The organism is Ruegeria haliotis (assembly GCF_013377785.1).
Classification (GTDB): Bacteria; Pseudomonadota; Alphaproteobacteria; order Rhodobacterales; family Rhodobacteraceae; genus Ruegeria; species Ruegeria haliotis.
The window spans coordinates 22,562-41,830 of record NZ_JABXWT010000017.1; the positions used below are offsets into that span (position 1 = coordinate 22,562).

Annotated in this window: 13 protein-coding genes; 6 read left to right on the forward strand and 7 right to left on the reverse strand. The window is 57.9% G+C overall.

Annotation, left to right across the window (positions count from 1 at the left end; genetic code table 11):
* The first annotated feature begins 29 nt into the window (after window positions 1–29).
* The 3 genes from HW561_RS19750 (at window position 30) to HW561_RS19760 (ending at window position 4,965) form a co-directional block, all read left to right on the forward strand.
* Window positions 30–2,207: a Tex family protein gene (locus HW561_RS19750; RefSeq protein ID WP_176867083.1), complete on the forward strand. Its 2,178-nt coding sequence runs from the start codon at window positions 30–32 to the stop codon at window positions 2,205–2,207.
* 167 nt (window positions 2,208–2,374) lie between these two features.
* Window positions 2,375–3,769, forward strand: a complete 1,395-nt coding sequence (locus HW561_RS19755) for a bifunctional enoyl-CoA hydratase/phosphate acetyltransferase (protein WP_176867084.1) — start codon at window positions 2,375–2,377, stop codon at window positions 3,767–3,769.
* Window positions 3,769–4,965, forward strand: coding sequence for an acetate/propionate family kinase (locus HW561_RS19760; RefSeq protein ID WP_176867085.1), 1,197 nt, complete (start codon window positions 3,769–3,771; stop codon window positions 4,963–4,965). The genes HW561_RS19755 and HW561_RS19760 overlap by 1 nt, the downstream gene beginning before the upstream one ends.
* Window positions 4,966–4,995: 30 nt before the next feature.
* Here the strand turns inward: HW561_RS19760 and HW561_RS19765 are convergent, their stop codons facing one another.
* The 3 genes from HW561_RS19765 to HW561_RS19775 form a co-directional block, all read right to left on the reverse strand.
* Window positions 4,996–6,507, reverse strand: a complete 1,512-nt coding sequence (locus tag HW561_RS19765) for a tripartite tricarboxylate transporter permease (RefSeq protein ID WP_176867086.1) — start codon at window positions 6,505–6,507, stop codon at window positions 4,996–4,998.
* A 1-nt stretch (window position 6,508) separates the two neighbouring features.
* Window positions 6,509–6,991: a tripartite tricarboxylate transporter TctB family protein gene (locus tag HW561_RS19770; protein ID WP_176867087.1), complete on the reverse strand. Its 483-nt coding sequence runs from the start codon at window positions 6,989–6,991 to the stop codon at window positions 6,509–6,511.
* Window positions 6,992–7,057: 66 nt separating this feature from the next.
* Entirely contained in the window at window positions 7,058–8,038 is a 981-nt protein-coding gene (locus HW561_RS19775; protein ID WP_176867088.1) for a Bug family tripartite tricarboxylate transporter substrate binding protein, read from the reverse strand.
* Window positions 8,039–8,146: 108 nt separating this feature from the next.
* On the opposite strand from HW561_RS19775, the gene HW561_RS19780 reads away from it, so the two are divergent.
* The 3 genes from HW561_RS19780 to HW561_RS19790 are packed head-to-tail and all read left to right on the forward strand — an operon-like array spanning window position 8,147 to window position 11,158.
* Window positions 8,147–8,815, forward strand: coding sequence for a response regulator transcription factor (locus HW561_RS19780; protein WP_176867089.1), 669 nt, complete (start codon window positions 8,147–8,149; stop codon window positions 8,813–8,815).
* Window positions 8,805–10,172, forward strand: coding sequence for a sensor histidine kinase (locus HW561_RS19785; protein ID WP_176867090.1), 1,368 nt, complete (start codon window positions 8,805–8,807; stop codon window positions 10,170–10,172). Before HW561_RS19780 ends, HW561_RS19785 begins: the two co-directional genes overlap by 11 nt.
* Window positions 10,151–11,158, forward strand: a complete 1,008-nt coding sequence (locus HW561_RS19790; protein ID WP_176867091.1) for an ABC transporter substrate-binding protein — start codon at window positions 10,151–10,153, stop codon at window positions 11,156–11,158. Before HW561_RS19785 ends, HW561_RS19790 begins: the two co-directional genes overlap by 22 nt.
* A gap of 27 nt (window positions 11,159–11,185) precedes the next feature.
* On the opposite strand, the gene HW561_RS19795 is transcribed toward HW561_RS19790, so the two are convergent.
* From HW561_RS19795 to HW561_RS19810, 4 genes are all read right to left on the reverse strand, one after another.
* On the reverse strand, window positions 11,186–12,502 hold the full coding sequence (locus HW561_RS19795; RefSeq protein ID WP_176867092.1) for an HlyD family type I secretion periplasmic adaptor subunit: 1,317 nt from the start codon (window positions 12,500–12,502) through the stop codon (window positions 11,186–11,188).
* A complete protein-coding gene (locus HW561_RS19800; RefSeq protein ID WP_176867123.1) occupies window positions 12,502–14,223 on the reverse strand; it encodes a type I secretion system permease/ATPase in 1,722 nt (573 codons plus the stop codon). Before HW561_RS19800 ends, HW561_RS19795 begins: the two co-directional genes overlap by 1 nt.
* A 226-nt stretch (window positions 14,224–14,449) precedes the next feature.
* Window positions 14,450–17,416: a hypothetical protein gene (locus tag HW561_RS23735; protein ID WP_211198707.1), complete on the reverse strand. Its 2,967-nt coding sequence runs from the start codon at window positions 17,414–17,416 to the stop codon at window positions 14,450–14,452.
* Window positions 17,417–17,925: 509 nt separating this feature from the next.
* Window positions 17,926–19,239 (reverse strand): hypothetical protein, encoded by a 1,314-nt coding sequence (locus HW561_RS19810; RefSeq protein ID WP_176867093.1) that lies wholly within the window; start codon window positions 19,237–19,239, stop codon window positions 17,926–17,928.
* Window positions 19,240–19,269 lie beyond the last annotated feature (30 nt).

Sequence of the window (19,269 nt, forward strand, 5' to 3'; positions counted from 1 at the left end):
TTCCTCCAACTCAGCTTCAGGAGGCCCATTTGGACCGCATCGCCCGCACCATCGCCACCGAGATTAACGCGCGTCCCGAACAGGTCGGCGCGGCGGTCAAGCTGCTGGATGAAGGCGCCACAGTGCCTTTTGTCGCCCGCTATCGCAAAGAGGTGACAGGGGGACTGGACGACACACAGCTGCGGACCTTGTCTGACCGGTTGACCTATCTGCGAGAGTTGGAGGCGCGACGCGGCACCATCCTGAATTCGATCAAGGATCAGGGCAAGCTGACCGATGCTCTGGCCAAATCCATCGCCCAGGCCGACACCAAGGCCCAGCTTGAAGACATCTATCTACCTTACAAGCCAAAGCGCCGCACCAAAGCGATGATTGCGCGGGAAAACGGGTTGGAACCGTTGACCGACGCCATCCTTGCCGACCGCTACGCCGATCCAGACGTGTTGGCACAATCCTACGTGACCGAGACCGTGTCGACGACCAAAGACGCGCTGAACGGGGCTCGGGATATTCTGACCGAACGGTTGAGCGAAAATGCAACCCTGCTGGGTGAGTTGCGCAGTTTCATGCAGCGTGAGGCGCTGCTGAGCGCAAGAGTTATCGAAGGGAAAGAGCAGGAAGGCGCCAAGTTCAGCGACTATTTTGATCATTCGGAATTGTGGGCCAAAGTTCCTTCGCACCGGGCCTTGGCGATGCTGCGCGCATCGAAAGAAGGTATCGTTACGCTGGACATCGCGCCCGAGACGGAAACTGGCGCCGCTCGGGCCGAGACGATCGTGGCGGCTCAGTTGCAAACGCGGGGCGATGGCCCGGGGGACAAATGGTTGCGCAAGGTTGCGGGCTGGACCTGGAGGGTAAAGCTGTCCCTGTCGATGATGGTCGAACTTATGGCAGATCTGCGCAGCCGTGCTCAGGACGAAGCGATTCAGGTGTTCTCGCGTAATCTCAAAGATTTGTTGTTCGCGGCCCCGGCAGGCGCGCGCGCAACGCTGGGTCTGGACCCTGGTATTCGGACCGGCGTGAAAGCCGCCGTGGTGGATGCCACAGGTAAAGTGATTGCCACTGATACCCTGTATCCGTTTCAACCCAAAAAGGATTTGCGCGGGGCGGAAGCGGCGATCCTGAACCTGATCTCGGCCTATAACATCGAACTGATCGCCATCGGTAACGGCACCGCCAGCCGTGAGACCGAGCGGATGGTTGCGGATACCCTGAGCCTGCTGCCCAAATCGGTAAAAGCGCCAACTAAAGTTGTGGTGTCCGAGGCCGGGGCGTCGGTCTATTCCGCGTCGGAGCTGGCCGCCCGCGAGTTTCCCGATCTGGATGTTTCCCTGCGCGGTGCGGTGTCCATCGCGCGCCGCCTGCAGGATCCGCTGGCGGAACTGGTCAAGATTGAGCCGAAATCCATCGGTGTCGGGCAGTACCAGCATGACGTAGACCAGCATCGTCTGTCGCAGTCCTTGGAATCCGCGATCGAGGATGTTGTGAACGCGGTTGGGGTTGATCTGAACACCGCATCCGCGCCGTTGCTCTCGCATGTTTCAGGTCTTGGCCCCGGGCAGGCCGAAGCTATCGTTGATCACCGTGATCTGAACGGCCCGTTTCAATCCCGCAAGGACCTGTTGAAGGTGGCCCGGCTGGGCCCCCGCGCCTTTGAACAATGCGCTGGATTTCTGCGAATCCGGGACGGTGCGGAGCCGCTGGATGCCTCATCCGTGCACCCCGAAGCTTATGATGTGGCCCGGCGGGTGGTCGCCGCTTGCGGTCGGGATATCCGGCAGATCATGGGCCATGATGGTGCGTTGAAGGGGCTGCGGGCGCAGCAGTTTGTAGACGAGACATTTGGCCTGCCCACTGTTCAGGACATTTTTGCTGAGCTTGAAAAGCCCGGCCGCGATCCGCGGCCAAGTTTTGTGACAGCCTCGTTCACGGATGGGGTTGAAGAGATAACGGATCTGAAACCCGGCATGGTGTTGGAGGGCACGGTCACAAATGTCGCCGCGTTTGGTGCTTTTGTGGACATAGGTGTGCATCAGGATGGCTTGGTACATGTCAGCCAACTGGCTGATAGGTTCGTCAAAGACCCCCATGAGGTGGTCAAGACCGGGCAGGTTGTCAAAGTGCGCGTGGTTGAAGTGGACGTGCCGCGCAAGCGTATCGGACTGACCATGCGCAAGGATGGTGGGGGGCAGCGTCGCAAGGCGTGAACCGTCCCGGCTGCTGTGTCTCCGCACCAAAGGATGGCGTGGCGTCATCTGCTCTGGCCGAACCGCAGCGGTTGCCTTAAGTTCCGGACTGACCGCCGGGTACAGAAGACGTTGCCACAGGTCCCTAAGACAAGGGCGGTCCGTTCTTCAAAAACGAATGAGCACCGATGCAGTATCACAACAAGCCCTACGACAGCCTCAAGGTTGGTGACACCGCCGAACTGATGCGCAGCTGTTCTGTCGATGACTTCTATGTCTTCGCCAACAACTCCGGCAATCACAACCCGCTTCATTTGGCGACCGAGGATGGCGATGGGGATCATGTGAACGAGGCTTTGGCACCTGCCATGTTTGTGGGTGCTTTGATCTCGGCGGTATTGGGAAACATTCTTCCGGGGGCCGGTACGCTGTACAAATCGCAGTGTTTCGATTTCGTCGAACGCGCCCATGCCGGAGATGAATTGGTGTCCAAAGTGACAGTTTTGGAAAAACGCCCAAACCGCGAGGTGGTATTCGACACGATCGTGACGCGCGTGTCCGATGCTGCGGTCATTGTCAGTGGGCAGGCTGTGGTGATCGCCCCGGAAAAGGAAATGGTGTTTGCCGAGATCGATTTGCCGGGTCTGGTTGTCAAACGGCACCGTCATTTTGACGCCATCATGGATCGGGCACGGCCGTTGCCCGCTATGCCAACCGCTGTGGTGGCCCCTGAAGAGCCAAACTCATTGGGCGGGGCGTTGCTTGCAGCGCGCGAAACGATCATTCAGCCCATTCTGATTGGTGACCCGGACAAGATTGCGGCTGCTGCCACTGAAATCGGGGCGTCGCTGAAAGGTTTTGAGATTGTTCCGGTCCGCGACCATTTCAGTGCCGCAAACGCAGCTGTTGATCTGGTTGCGGAAGGTCGCGCCAGAGCATTGATGAAGGGGCATCTGCATACGGACGAGTTGCTCAAGGCGGCGCTTCGGCGAGACAGGGGGCTGCGGACCGGGCGCAGGTTCACCCATGTGTTCGTGATGGATGTGCCGGGCCAGCCACGGCCCTTGTTGGTCACCGACGCCGCGATCAATATCGAGCCGGATCTGGAAACCAAGATCGACATCACACAGAACGCGATTGACCTTGCCCGATCTTTGGGCATCGAGCAGCCAAGGGCCGGTGTGCTGTCGGCCATCGAGACAGTCAATCCCGCGATCCGGTCTTCGGTTGACGCGGCCCTGCTGTCTAAGATGGCTGAACGAGGCCAGATTACAGGCGGGCTGGTGGACGGACCTCTGGCCATGGATAACGCCGTCAGCCTGGCCGCTGCGCGCACAAAGGGCATTGTGTCCGAAGTCGCTGGAAAGACCGATATTCTGGTGGTCCCCAATCTGGATGCCGGCAACATGATGGCAAAGCAACTGACCTATATCGCCAATGCCGAAGGCGCAGGTGTGGTTTTGGGCGCGAAGGTTCCTATTATCCTGACCAGCCGTGCAGATGACGACAAGGCGCGGCTGGCCTCCTGCGCCGTCGCCGCGTTGCACGAGGCGCGGATCTCCGTTGCGTCAGGAGGCGTTTGATGACCCATGTCGTGACATTGAATGCTGGATCATCCTCACTCAAATTCGGGTTGTTTGAACTGGGTGGCAGTGATCCTGTCACGGTTTGCACTGGGGCGGTGGACCGGATCGGAGAGCCGGGCACTTTCGTCAAGGCAAGAACAGTGGACGGGGAGGTTCTGGCCAATGGCACGCCCGGGGCGATGCCGGACCACGCAAGTGCTTTGGACTGGGTTTTGGTGCTACTGGGTCGCACGTATCCCGAGTGCGAGATCACGGCAGTGGGTCACCGCATTGTTCACGGTGGTCCCGATATCGACACGCCGCTGCCACTGACGGCGATGTCGATCACGGCCTTGGATAAGCTCTCGCCTTTTGCGCCCTTGCATCAACCGCATAATCTGGCCGGAGTGCGGGCAGCCATGGCACGTTTCCCGAATGCCGTCCAGATTGCTTGTTTCGACACCGCGTTTCATCGTCATCACCCGTGGGAGAATGATGTTTTCGCGCTGCCCCGCGAATATTATGACAAGGGGGTTCGGCGCTATGGGTTTCATGGGCTGAGCTACGAGTACATTTCGGACCACCTGGCAGAAACGGCCCCGTTGCTTCACGCCGGTAGGGTTGTGGTGGCCCATCTGGGCAACGGCGCGTCCATGTGTGCGATGATCGGGGGGCGATCTGTTGGTTCAACCATGGGGTTTTCGGCGCTGGATGGGCTGCCGATGGGAACCCGGTGCGGACAGCTTGATCCGGGCGTTTTGTTGTATCTGATGGAGCAGGAGGGGCTGAGTGCTTCGGAAATCTCGGACCTGCTGTTCAAGCGGTCCGGATTGCTGGGCCTGTCGGGCCTGTCGAATGATATGCGCACATTGGAAAGGGCGGATACCCGCGAAACCCGTCAGGCGATCAGCTATTTCACCTTTCGTATCCGTCGCGAATTGGGGGCCATGTCCGCCATTCTGGGGGGAATTGATGCCTTGGTCTTCACTGGGGGCATTGGTGAGAATTCGCGTTTGGTCCGGGACAGGGTGTGTTCTGGCATGGGTTGGCTGGGGATCGAACTGGACCCGGACGCAAATGCAGACAATGACCGCATCATCTCGACCAATCTGTCCCGCGTTTCAGTGATGGTCATCCCGACCAACGAAGAACTGGTCATCGCCCGAGCCGCGGCTGACTTGCTGGCTGCACAGCCGAACGAGGCAAGAGCCTAGGGCGAAAAAAAGCGTAACAAGAAGAGCGGTTCAGTCGCCATCCGCGACACCAGCCGCCCGCGCCTTTGCGCGTCGCGCGCGAAAGCTGGGAAGCAGAACCAGCAGGGCGGCAATTACCAAAAGACCCAGCGTCATGGGGCGTTCCCAGACAAATGCTATTCCGTCATAGAGCTGCATTGACCGCGCGAAGTTATCCTCCATCATGCCGCCAAGGATGAACCCGATCAGCAACGGCGCAAGCGGATAGTCCGCGAATTTCAGCGCTGTTGCGCAGATGCCGAAGCCTACCAGTATCAGCAACTCGGTGGCATTGTTTTGCCCGATATAGGCGCCCATCAGGGTGAAGAACAAAATGAACGGGATCAGATAGTTGCGTGGCACGGCCAGCACTTTGGCGATGTAGGGGATCAACGGCAGGTTCAGGATCAGCAGAACCAGATTGCCGATGAACATCGACATGATGACAGCCCAGAAGATCTGCGGCTCATCGATCATCAGGCGAGGGCCCGGAGTCACGTTCAAAGCGATCAGAGCCCCAAGCAGGATGGCCGTTGTGCCCGAACCCGGAATGCCCAACGTCAGCAGAGGTACAAACGATCCTGTACAGGCGGCGTTGTTTGCCGCCTCGGGCGCGGCAAGGCCCTTGATAGATCCCTTGCCGAATTCTTCCTGTTCGGCCTTAGGGGCAATGTTGCGTTCGACCGCATAGCCGAGGAAACTTGCGATTGTGGCACCGGCACCCGGCAGAACGCCAATAAAGAACCCTTGTATCGACTGACGGCCAATGACGGGCGAGATTGCCTTTGCCTCGGCTCTTGAGATGCGCAGGTCTTTGATGGCGTCATCATCGCCCTGCAGGTTCTTGGGTTTGAGAACCAGAAACAGGGCCTCGGGCAAGGCGAACATCGCCATCGCAAGCGTGATGAAGCCAAAGCCGGATTGCAGGTCCATGATTCCCATCGTGAAACGGGGCAGATTGAACAAAGCACCTTCGCCCACGGTTGCCATGATCAGGCCCATAACGGTCATGATGATCGCCTTGGCCACCTGACCAGTGCCCGCAAAGGCCGCGATTGCTGAAAGACCTACGACCATCAGGGCGAAGTACTCGGCGGAATGAAACAGCAGCGCCACTGAAGACAGGGCAGGTGCGAAGATCATCAACAGGACAGCCCCGATTGTTCCCCCGGCGAAACTGGCAATGGCTGCGATGGTCAGCGCTTTGCCGGCCTTGCCCTGACGGGCCATCGGATAGCCGTCGAAACTAGAGGCCACAGTGCCAGCGACCCCCGGCGCGTTCAGCAGGATTGACGAGGTCGAGCCGCCGAAGATTGCGCCGTAATAGACCCCGGCCAGCAGGATCAGCGCGGCCGACGGATCGCCCATCGAGATGGCAACCGGGATCATGATAGCGATGATCGACATCGGGCCAAGGCCCGGCAGCATGCCGATAAACGTACCAATCAAGCAGCCAGCGATGACCATCAGAAGGTTTTGCAGTGAGAATGCCGTTTGCAGGCCGATCAGAAGTCCTTCAAGCATATCAGCCTCCGAAAATGCCCGGCAAGGGGCGCATGTAGATGCCAAGAACTTCCTGGACCAGATACCAGACGGCCCCTGTCGCGATTAGCGCAACGGGCAACATGACATGCCACTTGCGTTCGCCAAGAATGAAGGAACCGAAGATCAGGAAGGCCGAGGTCGAGATCAAAAACCCGACTGGGCGCAGGCACAGCGCGTAAACCACCATCAGCGCCAGCAACATCAGGGCCTGACCCAGATGGTATTCACCGAGTTTCCGATAGTCGATATCCGCCTCTTTGAGCTCGCCCTTTTCAAAACCCAGCAGAATAATCGTTGTCGTGATTATGCCCAAAATCGACAGTACCTTGGGAAAGGTACTTGGCCAAATGGGGTTTCGCTGCATGAAGGGGGGCAGACCGCCATCCATCGTGAACCAGGCGGCGTAGCCATAAGTCAGGCATATGCCCAGCAATACGAGCGCAATCCAGCGATCCAGTGCCATGATCCCCCCTCCCTTTGTTTGTCTTTGGTGGTGGCAGGGCGGCATACCGCCCCACCAACGGTGTCGTTAAAGGAAACCCAGCTTCTTCATCAGATCGCTGATCTGCTGTTCCTGCTGTTCCAGGAAAGTCTCAAAATCGTCACCCGAGTTGTGGATGTTCACCCAACCGTTGCGCGCGCGGACGTCTTCCCATTCAGGGGTGTCGTACATCTTGGTGATGGCGTCCTGATACGCGACCAGCTTGTCCTCGGGCAGACCGGGGGCGCCGAAGAACCCGCGCCAGTTCACGAAGGTGGTATCGATTCCCTGTTCCTTCATGGTCATTGCGTCGGGGGCAGCGCCCACGCGCTCTTCCGAGGTCACACCGATGATTTTGACCTCACCCGCGTTTGCCAGATCGACAGCTTCCGAGAAACCGGTCGACAGGGCCGCGATCTCGCCTGACAGAAGCGCGGCCATGGCTTTGCCACCGGCGTCATAGGGGATGTACTTGACGCCAAGCGCGTCTTTTCCCGCTGCTTCCATGACCATGGCCGCGACCAGATGGTCCATGCCACCCGGCACCGAACCGCCACCAATGGCTGTGCTTGATGGATCAGTGTCGTAAGCCGCCAGCAGGTCCGCCATCGAGTTGATCGGGCTATCCTTGCCAACAACGATCGCGGCGTAATCCCCAATGGTGCCCGAGACCAGCGTCAGGTCGCGGAAGTTATGCGGGAACACGCCGGTCAGTGAACGGATCACGATAGGGGTCGAGTTGACCATAAGTGTGCCGTGGTTGCTGTCGGCGTTTTCGATCAGGAAGCCGATGGCTTTGCCGCCGCCGCCGCCCGACATATTTTCATAAGACGCGGTGCCCACAAGGCCTGCGTTGGTCAGCGCCTCACCCGTGCCACGGGCTGTACCGTCCCAGCCGCCGCCAGCGCCCCCGGGGATCAGAAAGTGGATGCTGTCCACCACCTGTTCATCGGCCAATGCCGGTCCTGTCAGACCAACGGCAGCCACAGCTGCGATCAGGGCGCGGCGGCCCAGTTTGAATGTCGTCATGTTTTCCTCCCATTTGACAACCGGCCGCTTGGCGGCTCAGATTATCCGGAAACAGAACACATCAACCTGACATCAACCTGTCACGCGCAAAAATACTGCTGGAACCTCATGAAATTTCTATTGGTCGAAGACAATCTGGACCTCGCAAACGCGATCAGTTCCCGCATGCGACTGGATGGGCATGTTGTTGATCACGCAGCGAAATTAGAGGATGCGGCAGCCTTCGTTGAAATCGAGGACTATGACCTGATCCTCTTGGATATCATGCTGCCAGATGGGGATGGACGGGACTTCCTAAAGCAACATCGCGCCAGCCGTTTGGACACGCCTGTGATCGTTTTGACGGCGCGCAGTCAAGTTTCGGATCGAATCGGTTCGCTGGATCTGGGGGCGGATGATTACGTCACCAAACCGTTCGATCATGCCGAGCTTGAGGCCCGTTGCCGTGCCGTTCTGCGTCGAAAATCGGGGATCGCCAAGTCAACGATCGAGATCGGCGGCATCATCTTTGACCCGGTGGCCGGTCATTTGACCGTGGGGCCGGACATTGTCCCGCTGCGAAACCGCGAGTTGCGGTTGTTGGAGCTGTTGATCAATGCGCCCGGTCAGGTGTTTTCTAAACAGAAGCTGGCGGATCGGTTGTTTTCCTATGACGACAATGTCTCTGACAATGCCATCGAGGTCTATGTGGGCCGGTTGCGGAAGCATCTTGAAAACTCGGATCTGAAAATCACGACGCTACGCGGTTTGGGGTACAGGTTGGATCATGTCACTTGATCCAAACATTTCAGGGTCGCTGAGAAACAGGCTTGTTCTGACACTGATCGGCGGGGCTGCGATCCTTGCACTTCTTCTGTTCTTTGCAGTGCGCAACTATGCCGCACAGGTGGCGCAACAGGGTCAGGACAGTATTCTCGAGGCGTCTGTCTCGTCCATATTGGACGCCGCCGCGCTGAGAGACGGCGAGCTTCAAGTCGATATTCCATATGCGGCCTTTTCGATGCTGACCACGCCAGCAGATGATCGGGTGTTCTATGCGATCTTTCAAGACGGAGAACTTTTGTCGGGTTATGAAGACATGCCGATCCTTCCAGGGGCGGCGGATGGCAGGTGGTCCTTTCAATCGGGTGAGGTACGCGGGGAAAACATCCGGCAGGTCAGCGCGTCCAGAACCCTCGCCGGGTTGAAGAAACAGACTGAGATCGAGGTGGCGCTTGGCCAGACCCAGGATGCGCTGTCTGAAACACTGGATCAGATCTCGCGCAATGCGGCCCTGCTGGGGTTGGTGTTTTTTGCGTTGGCGGCAGCGCTATCCTTTTGGGCGACGTCGGCCACTATCGGGCAGCTCAACCGGCTGACCACGTCGGTCACGCGCCGTGGTCCGCAGGACCTTAGCCCGTTTCGCAAACCTGTCCCCCGGGAAATGGCGCCTTTGGTGAGGTCGTTGAATTCGCTGATGGGGCGTCTGGACCAATCGCTTAGTCAATCCGAGGATTTTATTGCCGAAGCCGCGCACAGGGTAAGAACGCCATTGGCGACGGTCAGATCTTATGCGGACGCGACCCTCCACCGGGTCGAAAAGGAAGAAAACCGCGAGGCGCTGCGATCCATGGTGCGGGCTATCGACGAAAGCTCGCGCGCGGCGGGCCAGCTGTTGGATCATGCCATGATCACGTTCCGCGCTGATCACCTAGTGCGCGAAGATATCGATCTGGTCGCGTTGATACGCGAATTGGTGCAGCGATTGACGCCAATCGCCGAGATGAAGGATCTCATGCTGTCATTGGTTGGTGATCCCTCGGTTCCATATTCAGGCGATCCGATCCTGATACAGAATGCGGTGCGCAACATGATCGACAATGCCCTGAAATATGCCCCGGCAGACAGCGTGGTGGTGATTGAGGTGGTGGCGAACCCATGCGTTCAGATCAAGGTCAGTGATCAGGGTCCCGGCTTTCCACCCGATGAGATTGATACCCTCACACGGCGGTTTGAGCGCGGCCAGAATGCCGCCGGAACCATCGGTTCTGGTCTGGGGCTGACGATTGCACAGGATGTGGCGACAGCCCATGGCGGCTCGCTTGTCCTGACGAACCAACCGGGGGGCGGCGCTTGCGTTATCTTATCGCTATAGTTCTATGTCTGCTGCCCTGCGTGGGCGTGGCGCAGGATTGGGAAGAACAGAAAATCTTCAACGAAGGAGCAGTTGGCACCCGCCTTCGCATTATCTCAAGCACCGATACAGCCTTGTTCGCCCCTTTGATCGAGGGGTTTGTCGCCAAATATCCGTCGATCTCTGTCGAATATATGGTGACGGGAACAGCCGACTTGGATCGCCTTGTCCGGGCAGCGCCAGAAACCTTTGATATTGTCGTTTCCAGCGCAATGGACTTGCAGTTGAAGCTGGCAAATGATGGGTTTGCTTTGACCATAAATGATATTGCGCATCCGCACTGGGCGCAGTGGCATGAAAGCCTTTTCGCCTTCACATCCGAGCCTGCGACAATCGTTATCAACCGGACGGCATTCGACGGTGAGTTGATTCCGCAAACGCGACAGGACCTGATTGAAACCCTTCGCACCAGACCCGAAGATTTTCGTGGAAGGGTGGGCACGTATGACGTGCGTCAATCCGGTTTGGGATATTTGTTTGCCACGCAAGACGCACGCGCCTCTGAGACGTATTGGCGTCTGATGGAGGTCATGGGTGGTTTGGATGTGCGTCTCTATTGCTGCTCTGGTGATATGCTCACCGATCTGGCCGACGGCACTATCGCGGTCGCATATAATGTTCTGGGAAGCTACGCTGCCGTTCGTGCCGAGGGGGCGGCGGCGCTGGAGATTATCCTGCCATCGGATTTTCAAACGACCATGATGCGATCCGCGATGGTCATGAAGGGAACCTTGGAGCCTGAAGCTGCCGAAGCGTTCATCCGCCATCTGATCGCAGAAAAACCCGGATCGCCAAATGACGGCTCGGCTCTTCCCTTGCTGAATTCCGAAGATACGACACACGAACGCGAGACGATCACGTTGGACCCCGCACTGTTGACATTTCTCGACACGCTAAAGAGAAAAAAGTTTCTTTCCGAATGGGAAAACGCAGTGATACAGCATTAGGAAAGATCACCCAATGCTGCCGATGGATTACTCACGGAATGCCCGGTTGAAGTAATCTGCCATTGGTTTGACAAGATAGGATAACGGCGTGCGTTCATCGGTTTTGATCAGCGCTTCGACGGGCATACCTGGCAACAGGGCCTGACCATTCAACCGTTCGACCTGACCATCGTCTGGTGCGAGTTCGGCGCGGTAGAACGTAAAGCCGGATTGCTCATCGGTGAACGTATCGGCGGAGACATTGATCACATGACCGTCTATTTCCGGAGTTTCCCGCTGATTGAACGCCGGAAAGCGCAGGGCGACAGGCTGCCCGACATACAACTGATCCACGTGGATGGCATCAACGCGTGCCGCCACCAGCAAGGGTGTGTCCTGGGGTACCACATACATCATGGGTTCGGCGGGTTGAATGACGGATTGCAACGCAAAAACCTGACTGTCATAGACGGTTCCGGTCACGGGTGCGCGGATGTCCAACCGCGACAGGCGTTCGGACAAGGACAATCTCCGCTCGGACAGTTCCGAGATCTGAGTTTGCGCATCGCGTAGGGCGGTAATCGCTTCTTCGCGTCGGGTTGCGGTCAGTTCGACAATTTGAATCTCGTTTGCGGCGATCTGCCCGCGCAAGCGTGCCACTGCTGCCTCCAGCCTGCCGATTTCTCCGGTCAGGCTGGCCTCTTCCCGTTGCAGGGCCAGAACCCGGCTGACCGGTGTCAAACCCCGGCTGAACAGGCTTTGCTGATCTTCCAACTCATCCTGAATCAGATCGACCTGTCGACGCAGCGACACAAGTTGCGCCTGCGTGCCGACGATCTCGCTTTCGATCTGAACCCGCTGTTCGGCCAATTGTTCTGTTTGCTTGGCCTGCGTTTCCACGCGGGCATCAAACAGACGCTGCTGACCGGCGATCAGATCCGGGTCTATGCTGTCTTGCTGTTGAACCTCATGAAGGCGTACCGCCAACTCCTCCGAGGCTGCGCCGTCACGCTCGGCCTCAAGCCGGGCCCGGCGGGCCAGAAGTTCAAAAAGCTGAGCTTCGACAATGGTTTGTTCCGACGACAGGAACGTGTCATCCAACCGCAGCAACAATTCGCCACTTGCCACCACGTCGCCATCTCGTACGAAAATCTCGCCGACAACGCCCCCATCGGGATGTTCGACCACCTGTCTGTTGCTTTGGACTTCGATCACGCCCGATGACACAACAGCCCCCGCCAGACGTGTCTGGACCGCCCAGACGCCTAACCCGCCGATCAAAAGCGCCAGTGCGGCAAAACCCACCATCGCGGGAATCCTGATACGCCAGACCGGGTGCGCATTTTCTGTTCCGTTATTCGCCATCAATTTGCCGCCTGACTGATATTGCGCTTGATAGCACCCGCGTTCTGAACCATGGAGCTCAACACCTCGTCCCGACTGCCGAATTTCACAAGCTGACCCTTTTCAACAACCGCCAGATCGTCACATTCGGAAATTGCCTGTGGGCGATGGGTCATGATGATCGCAGACTTACCCGCAGCCTTAAGCCCGCGTACGGCGGCATTCAGAGCCTCGGTTCCCTCGGCATCCAAAGCGGAATTCGGCTCGTCCAAAATCAATAGAACCGGGTCGCCATACAGGGCGCGCGCCAGCGCAATCCGCTGTTTCTGCCCGCCGGACAACTGGCTGTCATTACCCTCCAGAAAGGTGTCATACCCTTTCTCCAAGGTCAGGATCAGCTCATGTGCATTCGCCTTTTTGGCTGCTTCGACAACGGCCTGAGCATCCGGGTTGGCGGACATGCGCGCGATGTTTTCGGCGACCGAGCCATTGAACAAGGTAACCTGCTGCGGCAGATACCCGATGTGGCGACCCAGATCGGTTGAATCGTATTGATCCAGGGTTGCGCCGCCAAGCCGGATTTCACCTGCTGTCGGACGCCATAATCCCAGCAGGGCCTTGGCCAGCGTTGTCTTGCCTGACCCGCTTTTGCCGATGACACCAAGCGCCCGCCCGGGTTCGAGACTCATAGTCACATTGCGGAGCGTTGGCGTTGCAGCACCGGGTGGGACGACTGTCAGGGATTTGGCCTCCAGCCGCGCTGCGGGCACAGGTAATTTGGTGCGCGGGATTTCGGGTGGTGTCTGGTCCAGAAAGCGATTGAGGGATACCCAGGCCGCCCGGGCCCGTTCAATCATGCCCCATTGCCCGACGGCCTGTTCAACCGGCGCCAAAGCACGGCCCAGCAGAATTGATCCGGCGATCATCGCGCCCGGCGTCATTTCATTCTGCAGCACCAGCCACGCGCCCAAGGCCAGCATCGCGGATTGCAGAAACAACCGCAGCGATTTCGTCAACGAGGTGAAGCTGCCGGTCCAGTCACTGGCCGCAACGGTCTGGCGCAGGGCATCGGACCGCTGGTTCAGCCAGCGCAGGGTGACATCCTTTTGCATCCCTTGCGAGCGGACGACCTCGGCCGCCTGTCTTGCGTGTTCGGAAAACGCATTGGCCCGCGCCGAGGCGGATTGTGCAGCAGCGACCTTGCGATGGGTCATAGCCTGGTTGAGCAGGGCAATGATGATCAGCAACCCACCGCCTGTGACGGCCAACCAGCCCAATAGGGGATGAAACAGGAAGATTGCGGCCAGGAAAACCGGTGTCCAAGGAATATCCATTACCGCCAGCAGCACAGGTGACGCGCAGAGGTTCTGAATCGATTCCAGATCGCGCAACGCGGTTGCCGGGGCGGATCGTGCTTGTGGGTAAAGGGCCCGTCGCAAGGTGGCATCGAATACACGCTCATCCAGCTGCGATTGAAAGCGTGCGCCAAATCGCGCAACGATGCGACCACGTGCAAAATCCAGCATGGCCATCAGGCTGTAGAGCAGCGCAACCAGCAAGAACAGCGCGGTCAGTGTTTCAACCGCGCGCGAGCCCAGTACCCTGTCGTAGACCTGCAGCATGAACAAAGGCCCGGTCAGCATCAACAGGTTGACGAAGATACTGAACAGAAACGCCAACGCCAGGAACGTCATGCCCTGGTTGCGCACAGTGCGCAGTTCATGTCGTGGGGCCGCCGACATACGGTGTTCAGGTTTCAATGTTCTTTATCCACAATAAGCAGCAAGGAGCCAAACGTTTATCGGGTTTAGGTAAGTAACGATCCCTTGCCAAGAAGCTTTAGTGTTTCAGGCAAGAACTCGCAGAGAATGCGACAACTCCAAGGCGATTTTCAGCCGCGTGATCCCAGGCAGGCCGGCGCGCAGGATCAAATGGAGCATGGGCGGGGTCCCGCCACTGCCCAAGCTGCTACGCCAGGGGATCGAAACCAAGCTCGGCCAGTTGGGTGATCAGAAAACTGTTATCGTCAAGGATCGGGTTGTTGGCATCTGCCACAAGATTGGCGTGAGTCAGGTTTTCCACCTGAATGTTGACAAGGGTGGTTATGTTGCCACCATTGCCCAACACTTCGATCTCGAGGTTGCTATTCACCTCGCGAAGCGCGACGTGATCGCCGCTCAGGGCATTGAAGTCAAAACTGTCTTCTGACGGATCAAACCCTTCGATCCGGGTCTGAACGCCCCAGTTCCAGTTGATTTCGACCACATCGGAACCCACACCCAGAACCACGGTTTCCCCGGGCAATGTCCCGCCCGGCGCATCGCCATCACTGTCGTCCGTCTCGGCAGCGGCGTCTTCGTAAACGCTGCCAGTCAGGTCGCCGGTGCGGGTCTGGAATCCGTCGGTGGTTGCCACGTCAGGCGCTTCGGGCGTCAGCAGATCCGTTCTGTCCACCAACGTCACGTCGTTCTGGTCCAAACCAAGGGGCGTTTCCAGATTATCTTCCATCACCTGATCAAAATGGAACTCGACAAGGCCTGGAACCAGATCCGCCTTGGTGACACCGGTGAGCGTAAAGCTCTGCCCGCTGGGCAGGGTCGAGATCACCAGCCCGGCATTGGTGTCTTCGACCGACAGACGCTCGCGCGTGCCATAGTAGAGAAAGCTGATCTTCATCGAGGCTGGATCGAAATCGTCGATGACTTCGGATCGGCCATATTCATGACTGCGGATGTAGACCGTGTCCGCATCGCGGGGCCCGATACCGTGTTCCCAGGAAACGACGGCGCCCAGATCCTGCCGCAAGTGCTCATTCCCGACCACGCCGAAACTGTCGATGGTTACGTCCTGATAGGTAACGCCTTGCACGATCTGGGCCGCATCCGACCACGGGCTGTCGATGACGATTTCGCCCGTTGGAGACTTTGTCACGATCATGCCATGGACCGATATGCTGCCGAAATCCAGTTGATCAATCGAGGGATCGAAATCGATGATGTCATCGGCGTTGCTGTCGGCCTTGAAGATGCGCCCGCCTGCTTGGGTGCTGCCTGTGACGTCCGCCGGATTGGACCCGTCGGCATCGTAGGACAGGGTATAACCGCCGCTGGCAGGGGTCGAGATATCCTGACCCAGGGCGCTGGCGATCTCGTTCAAAACCGGCTGACTGTCGGCTGAGAAATTCGCGATGGTGAGGTCTTCCAGCCCAAAACCGGTCAGGATGGTCTGAGTTGTCACCCCGTCCACCGTCACGCTGATCCGTACAGTCTGGCCAAGTGCGTCGCCGGATTCCTCGAAAATCTCGAAATCGCTGGCAGCAATATCCGCGCTGATTTCGATCACGTCGCTCATTGCGGGCATGAAACCGTCGAGGACCTGTGCTGGGGTGCCATAGCCCACAACGATGTGCATATGGGTGTGTCCTCCTTCGCCGTGGCCGCCGTCAGTCTCGTCACCCGCGCTGATAAGCGTGGACAGTTCGTCCCGAGCCGTAGTGTCCAGCGCATGTATGTTTGCAGCCTCAAGCATGGCCAGCGTCACACCTTGCAGTGTGATCGTCTGGTTGTTGGACGGTATCGCAATGACGACTGAGGTGTTCACTTGCGAAACCTCAAGAGCATCGGCGCCGACCCAGTCGATGAAAATCGTGTTGTTGGCCGGATCAAAATTGTCGATGACCGCATTGCTGCCGTAGGCCCAGGTCACGACAACATCCGCATTCTGCTTGGTGATCTCTGGATTGTTGAAGGCTTGACCAGTCTCATTCGGCACAGGCGCGGGATTAGGGTTTGGTGTTGGGTCCGGATTGGGCGCAGGATCTGGATCAGGCGCCGGGTCTGGGGCTGGGTTGGACTCGCCCCCTCCGATCAGATTTAGGATTTCCTGCGTGGCGCTGCTGTCCAGAATGGTGAAGTTGTCTGGCGACAACTCAGCCAGCGTGACCCCTGCCAAGGTCAGGGACTGCTGGTTCGATGGCACCGAGAACACCACGGATCCGTTCGTTTCCGCAATGTTCAGATCATTTGCCGAAATCCAATCGACAAAGATCGTGCCTGTGGCCGGGTCGAAATCGGTGATCTGCGTGTCGGACCCGTAGGACCAGGTCAGCACAACATCAGCGCTGTCTTTGTCCACGTCGGCCGAGCCTGATCCTGAACCGTCGTCAGCCCCGTTATCCGAACCGTTATCGGGGTTTTCGTCGGGCGTGCCAAGACCCTCGTCTCCGGTCTTGTTGTCGTCAAAAAACGCGATCATTTCGTTGACCGACGGGCTGTCAAAGCCGCCAAACTGGTCGATATACTGTAGGATCGAGGTGCCGTATTCATCGGTTGAAACTGCGCCGCCCAGCAACAGATTCAGCGTTCCGTAGGCGCCACGCAGATGGGCTGCGGCAAGAATGCCGGTCAAGGTCAGTTCGACCGTGACGGTCGCGCCGGTGCCGTCGGTATAGGTGGTCGTTTGCCCGATGAAATCATTCAGGTTTTGCCCTGCATTCTGCAAGCCGTTTTCGATGATCTCCAGATTGTATCCAAACGCCTCCTGGATGGCGACGGTCTGCGCCTCGGCGGTCATGAAATCTTCTAACGAGGTCACGCCATTCTTGCCGGTCCAATCGCCGTCCCAGGTGTTGGTCGCCGCACCGTTGCCGTAGAACTGATCGTCATCGTAATAGCCCAGATCGATCAACAGCGCCTCGCCGAACTGAAAGCCGACAAAACCAAGCGAGTTCATCGAGCGATAAGACATTGCCCGCCATTCGTTGTCGGTCAGGTCGTCCCAACTGGTGTAATCGGGGAAGAACTCAGTAACCGTCCCTCTGGCCCATGTATCAAGCTGCCAGTCCTGAATGACACCTGTTTCGTATCTGTCCCGGTCCCAGCCGGATTCGAATGCCAGAAGCGCCGAGAGAAATTCGGTGAACGTACCGTTTGACATAGTGAGTGACCTTCAACTTAAGATTGTAGGACTACACGTGGTGAGCGCGTAGGTAACAACCTAAGCACAGAATTTATGCCTCGGTCCGGTCAATCCTTGCTGCAATGCCGCCATCAGCAGAAAGATGCGTATCTCTGCTGTTTGTAAGCGAAATTCCGTCCACCTTGGGTGGACAGCCTGTCGAGCGGCGATAAGCTTGCATAAAGCTGCTCTGGTCAGAAAAAGCCGCATAGATGTGCAGTCTCTTCCGAGGATAGGTGGGGATCACCCAAATATGCCTGCGCAAGTTTGAGTTGTGCAGGAGGTGATAGTGCTGAAACTCGCGCCTTCGTCCTGAAGCCGGCGGGTCAGGGTCCGTCCGGACCCGTCTCATCGATAGTGAAATCGACATGATTGGGTGATCAAGCCCCGATTTTGATAGGTTTCTTGCAAGCGGGGCGGCCTTGCATTCTCAATGCCGAAGAAATTGGGCGCGTGCGATCCAGAAACCACGATAAAGCTATTCGGTCTTAGTCAGCCGGCTGTGCACCAAAGCCATGCAGTGTCACGGCGGGGTCGCCCAGCAGCACCAAAGAGGCCCAATCGTGCGCTGTCAGTTGTAGCCGCAAAAGGTCATGTGCGTTTTCTGATCCGAAGATATACTCATCTTTGGCTGCCAGAAGGGCTCCTGTCACTGCCGCACCAGCCCGTCGGCAAGCATCCAGGGCCATGCCCACAGGTTGACCAGAGTAGAGACCGGTATAAAGCGCCTCTTTGATTGGTCGGGTCAGATATTGTCGTGTGTTGGAGTGCATCAGTGTCCAGTTGAACGTGGGTTCAACATGACCGATGAAGGCACGCAAGGGTTTCTGCGCGCCCAGAAGTGCGCGCGGAAACGGCGCCACCATCGATCCGCACGCCGCGACGTCGGTCAGAATTTTTGCAACGTCTGACCCGGCTGAGACATATGGCAAGAAGTCGGTCTTTTTGTTTGATCCGGCCGAGCTGCACGCATGAGCATACCAAATTGCCCCATCCGGCTGCCAGGTCCCCAGCAACGTTGCGGGATCTATAGGCAGGTGTGTCTGATCAACAAGGTGACCGAGACGGGAACGCATAAAAAACGCATAATAGCAGTGTCGTTCAGAAGCCCGGTCAGGCCATGGCTTGTTGTCGCCACCAAACCGGGCCGGGGTGTCGATCAGGCTTTGGATCAGTGACGCAACTGTTGCCTGATCTCGCGACAAGAATGTGGGAGTGTAGTCGCCATCAGAACGGAAAGTACGGCCGAGTTCAGCGCCCACTGCGTTGAGCATCAGCTCGGTTATGTCGGTGTCGTTGTGGACAACGCTCCAGATGGTCATTGCGTCAGGGTCAACGGCACTACGGGCCCAATTACTGCAGATGGCGTCAACATCAGCGTCAAGGGCGGGGCCGGTCAGATCCAGACGTCCGACAAAACTGGAAAAGCCCAGATTGTATTGCACCGACCATGGGATGACATCCGGGCTTCCATAGATCAACAGATACCGGGGTAATCTTCCGCGCCCGGTCCCGTAGTTCAGTGCCTGAAAGCTGACCTTTTGTTCCCGGCCATCGGGATAGTACCGGTGCAGTGTGTTGACCTCTTGATCTGGGGCATAGCGCAGAACCGGTGCGTTGCCGTGTGCGGCCAACAACCGGTGCAGGGCAGGGGGGTCGGATGGTTGCAACCCGGCCTTTTGCGCCGGAGACAGGCTGGGGTCGTCAGGCAGGATCAGCCCCCACCCCACGTCTGTGTGCCACCATTGCGATTGATCGATTACCTCGGGTGCAAGAAGGTGTGTGCGTTCGGGTCGGGGCAAGCCCAGCAACTTGGTTTGCAGGTCCTGCGC

Bases quoted from the DNA above. Each gene is read 5' to 3' on its own strand.
- HW561_RS19755 (WP_176867084.1), top strand. From the start codon at position 2,375: ATGCAGTATCACAACAAGCCCTACGACAGCCTCAAGGTTGGTGACACC.
- HW561_RS19760 (WP_176867085.1), top strand. From the start codon at position 3,769: ATGACCCATGTCGTGACATTGAATGCTGGATCATCCTCACTCAAATTC.
- HW561_RS19765 (WP_176867086.1), bottom strand. From the start codon at position 6,507: ATGCTTGAAGGACTTCTGATCGGCCTGCAAACGGCATTCTCACTGCAA.
- HW561_RS19770 (WP_176867087.1), bottom strand. From the start codon at position 6,991: ATGGCACTGGATCGCTGGATTGCGCTCGTATTGCTGGGCATATGCCTG.
- HW561_RS19775 (WP_176867088.1), bottom strand. From the start codon at position 8,038: ATGACGACATTCAAACTGGGCCGCCGCGCCCTGATCGCAGCTGTGGCT.
- HW561_RS19780 (WP_176867089.1), top strand. From the start codon at position 8,147: ATGAAATTTCTATTGGTCGAAGACAATCTGGACCTCGCAAACGCGATC.
- HW561_RS19785 (WP_176867090.1), top strand. From the start codon at position 8,805: ATGTCACTTGATCCAAACATTTCAGGGTCGCTGAGAAACAGGCTTGTT.
- HW561_RS19795 (WP_176867092.1), bottom strand. From the start codon at position 12,502: ATGGCGAATAACGGAACAGAAAATGCGCACCCGGTCTGGCGTATCAGG.
- HW561_RS19800 (WP_176867123.1), bottom strand. From the start codon at position 14,223: ATGTCGGCGGCCCCACGACATGAACTGCGCACTGTGCGCAACCAGGGC.
- HW561_RS23735 (WP_211198707.1), bottom strand. From the start codon at position 17,416: ATGTCAAACGGTACGTTCACCGAATTTCTCTCGGCGCTTCTGGCATTC.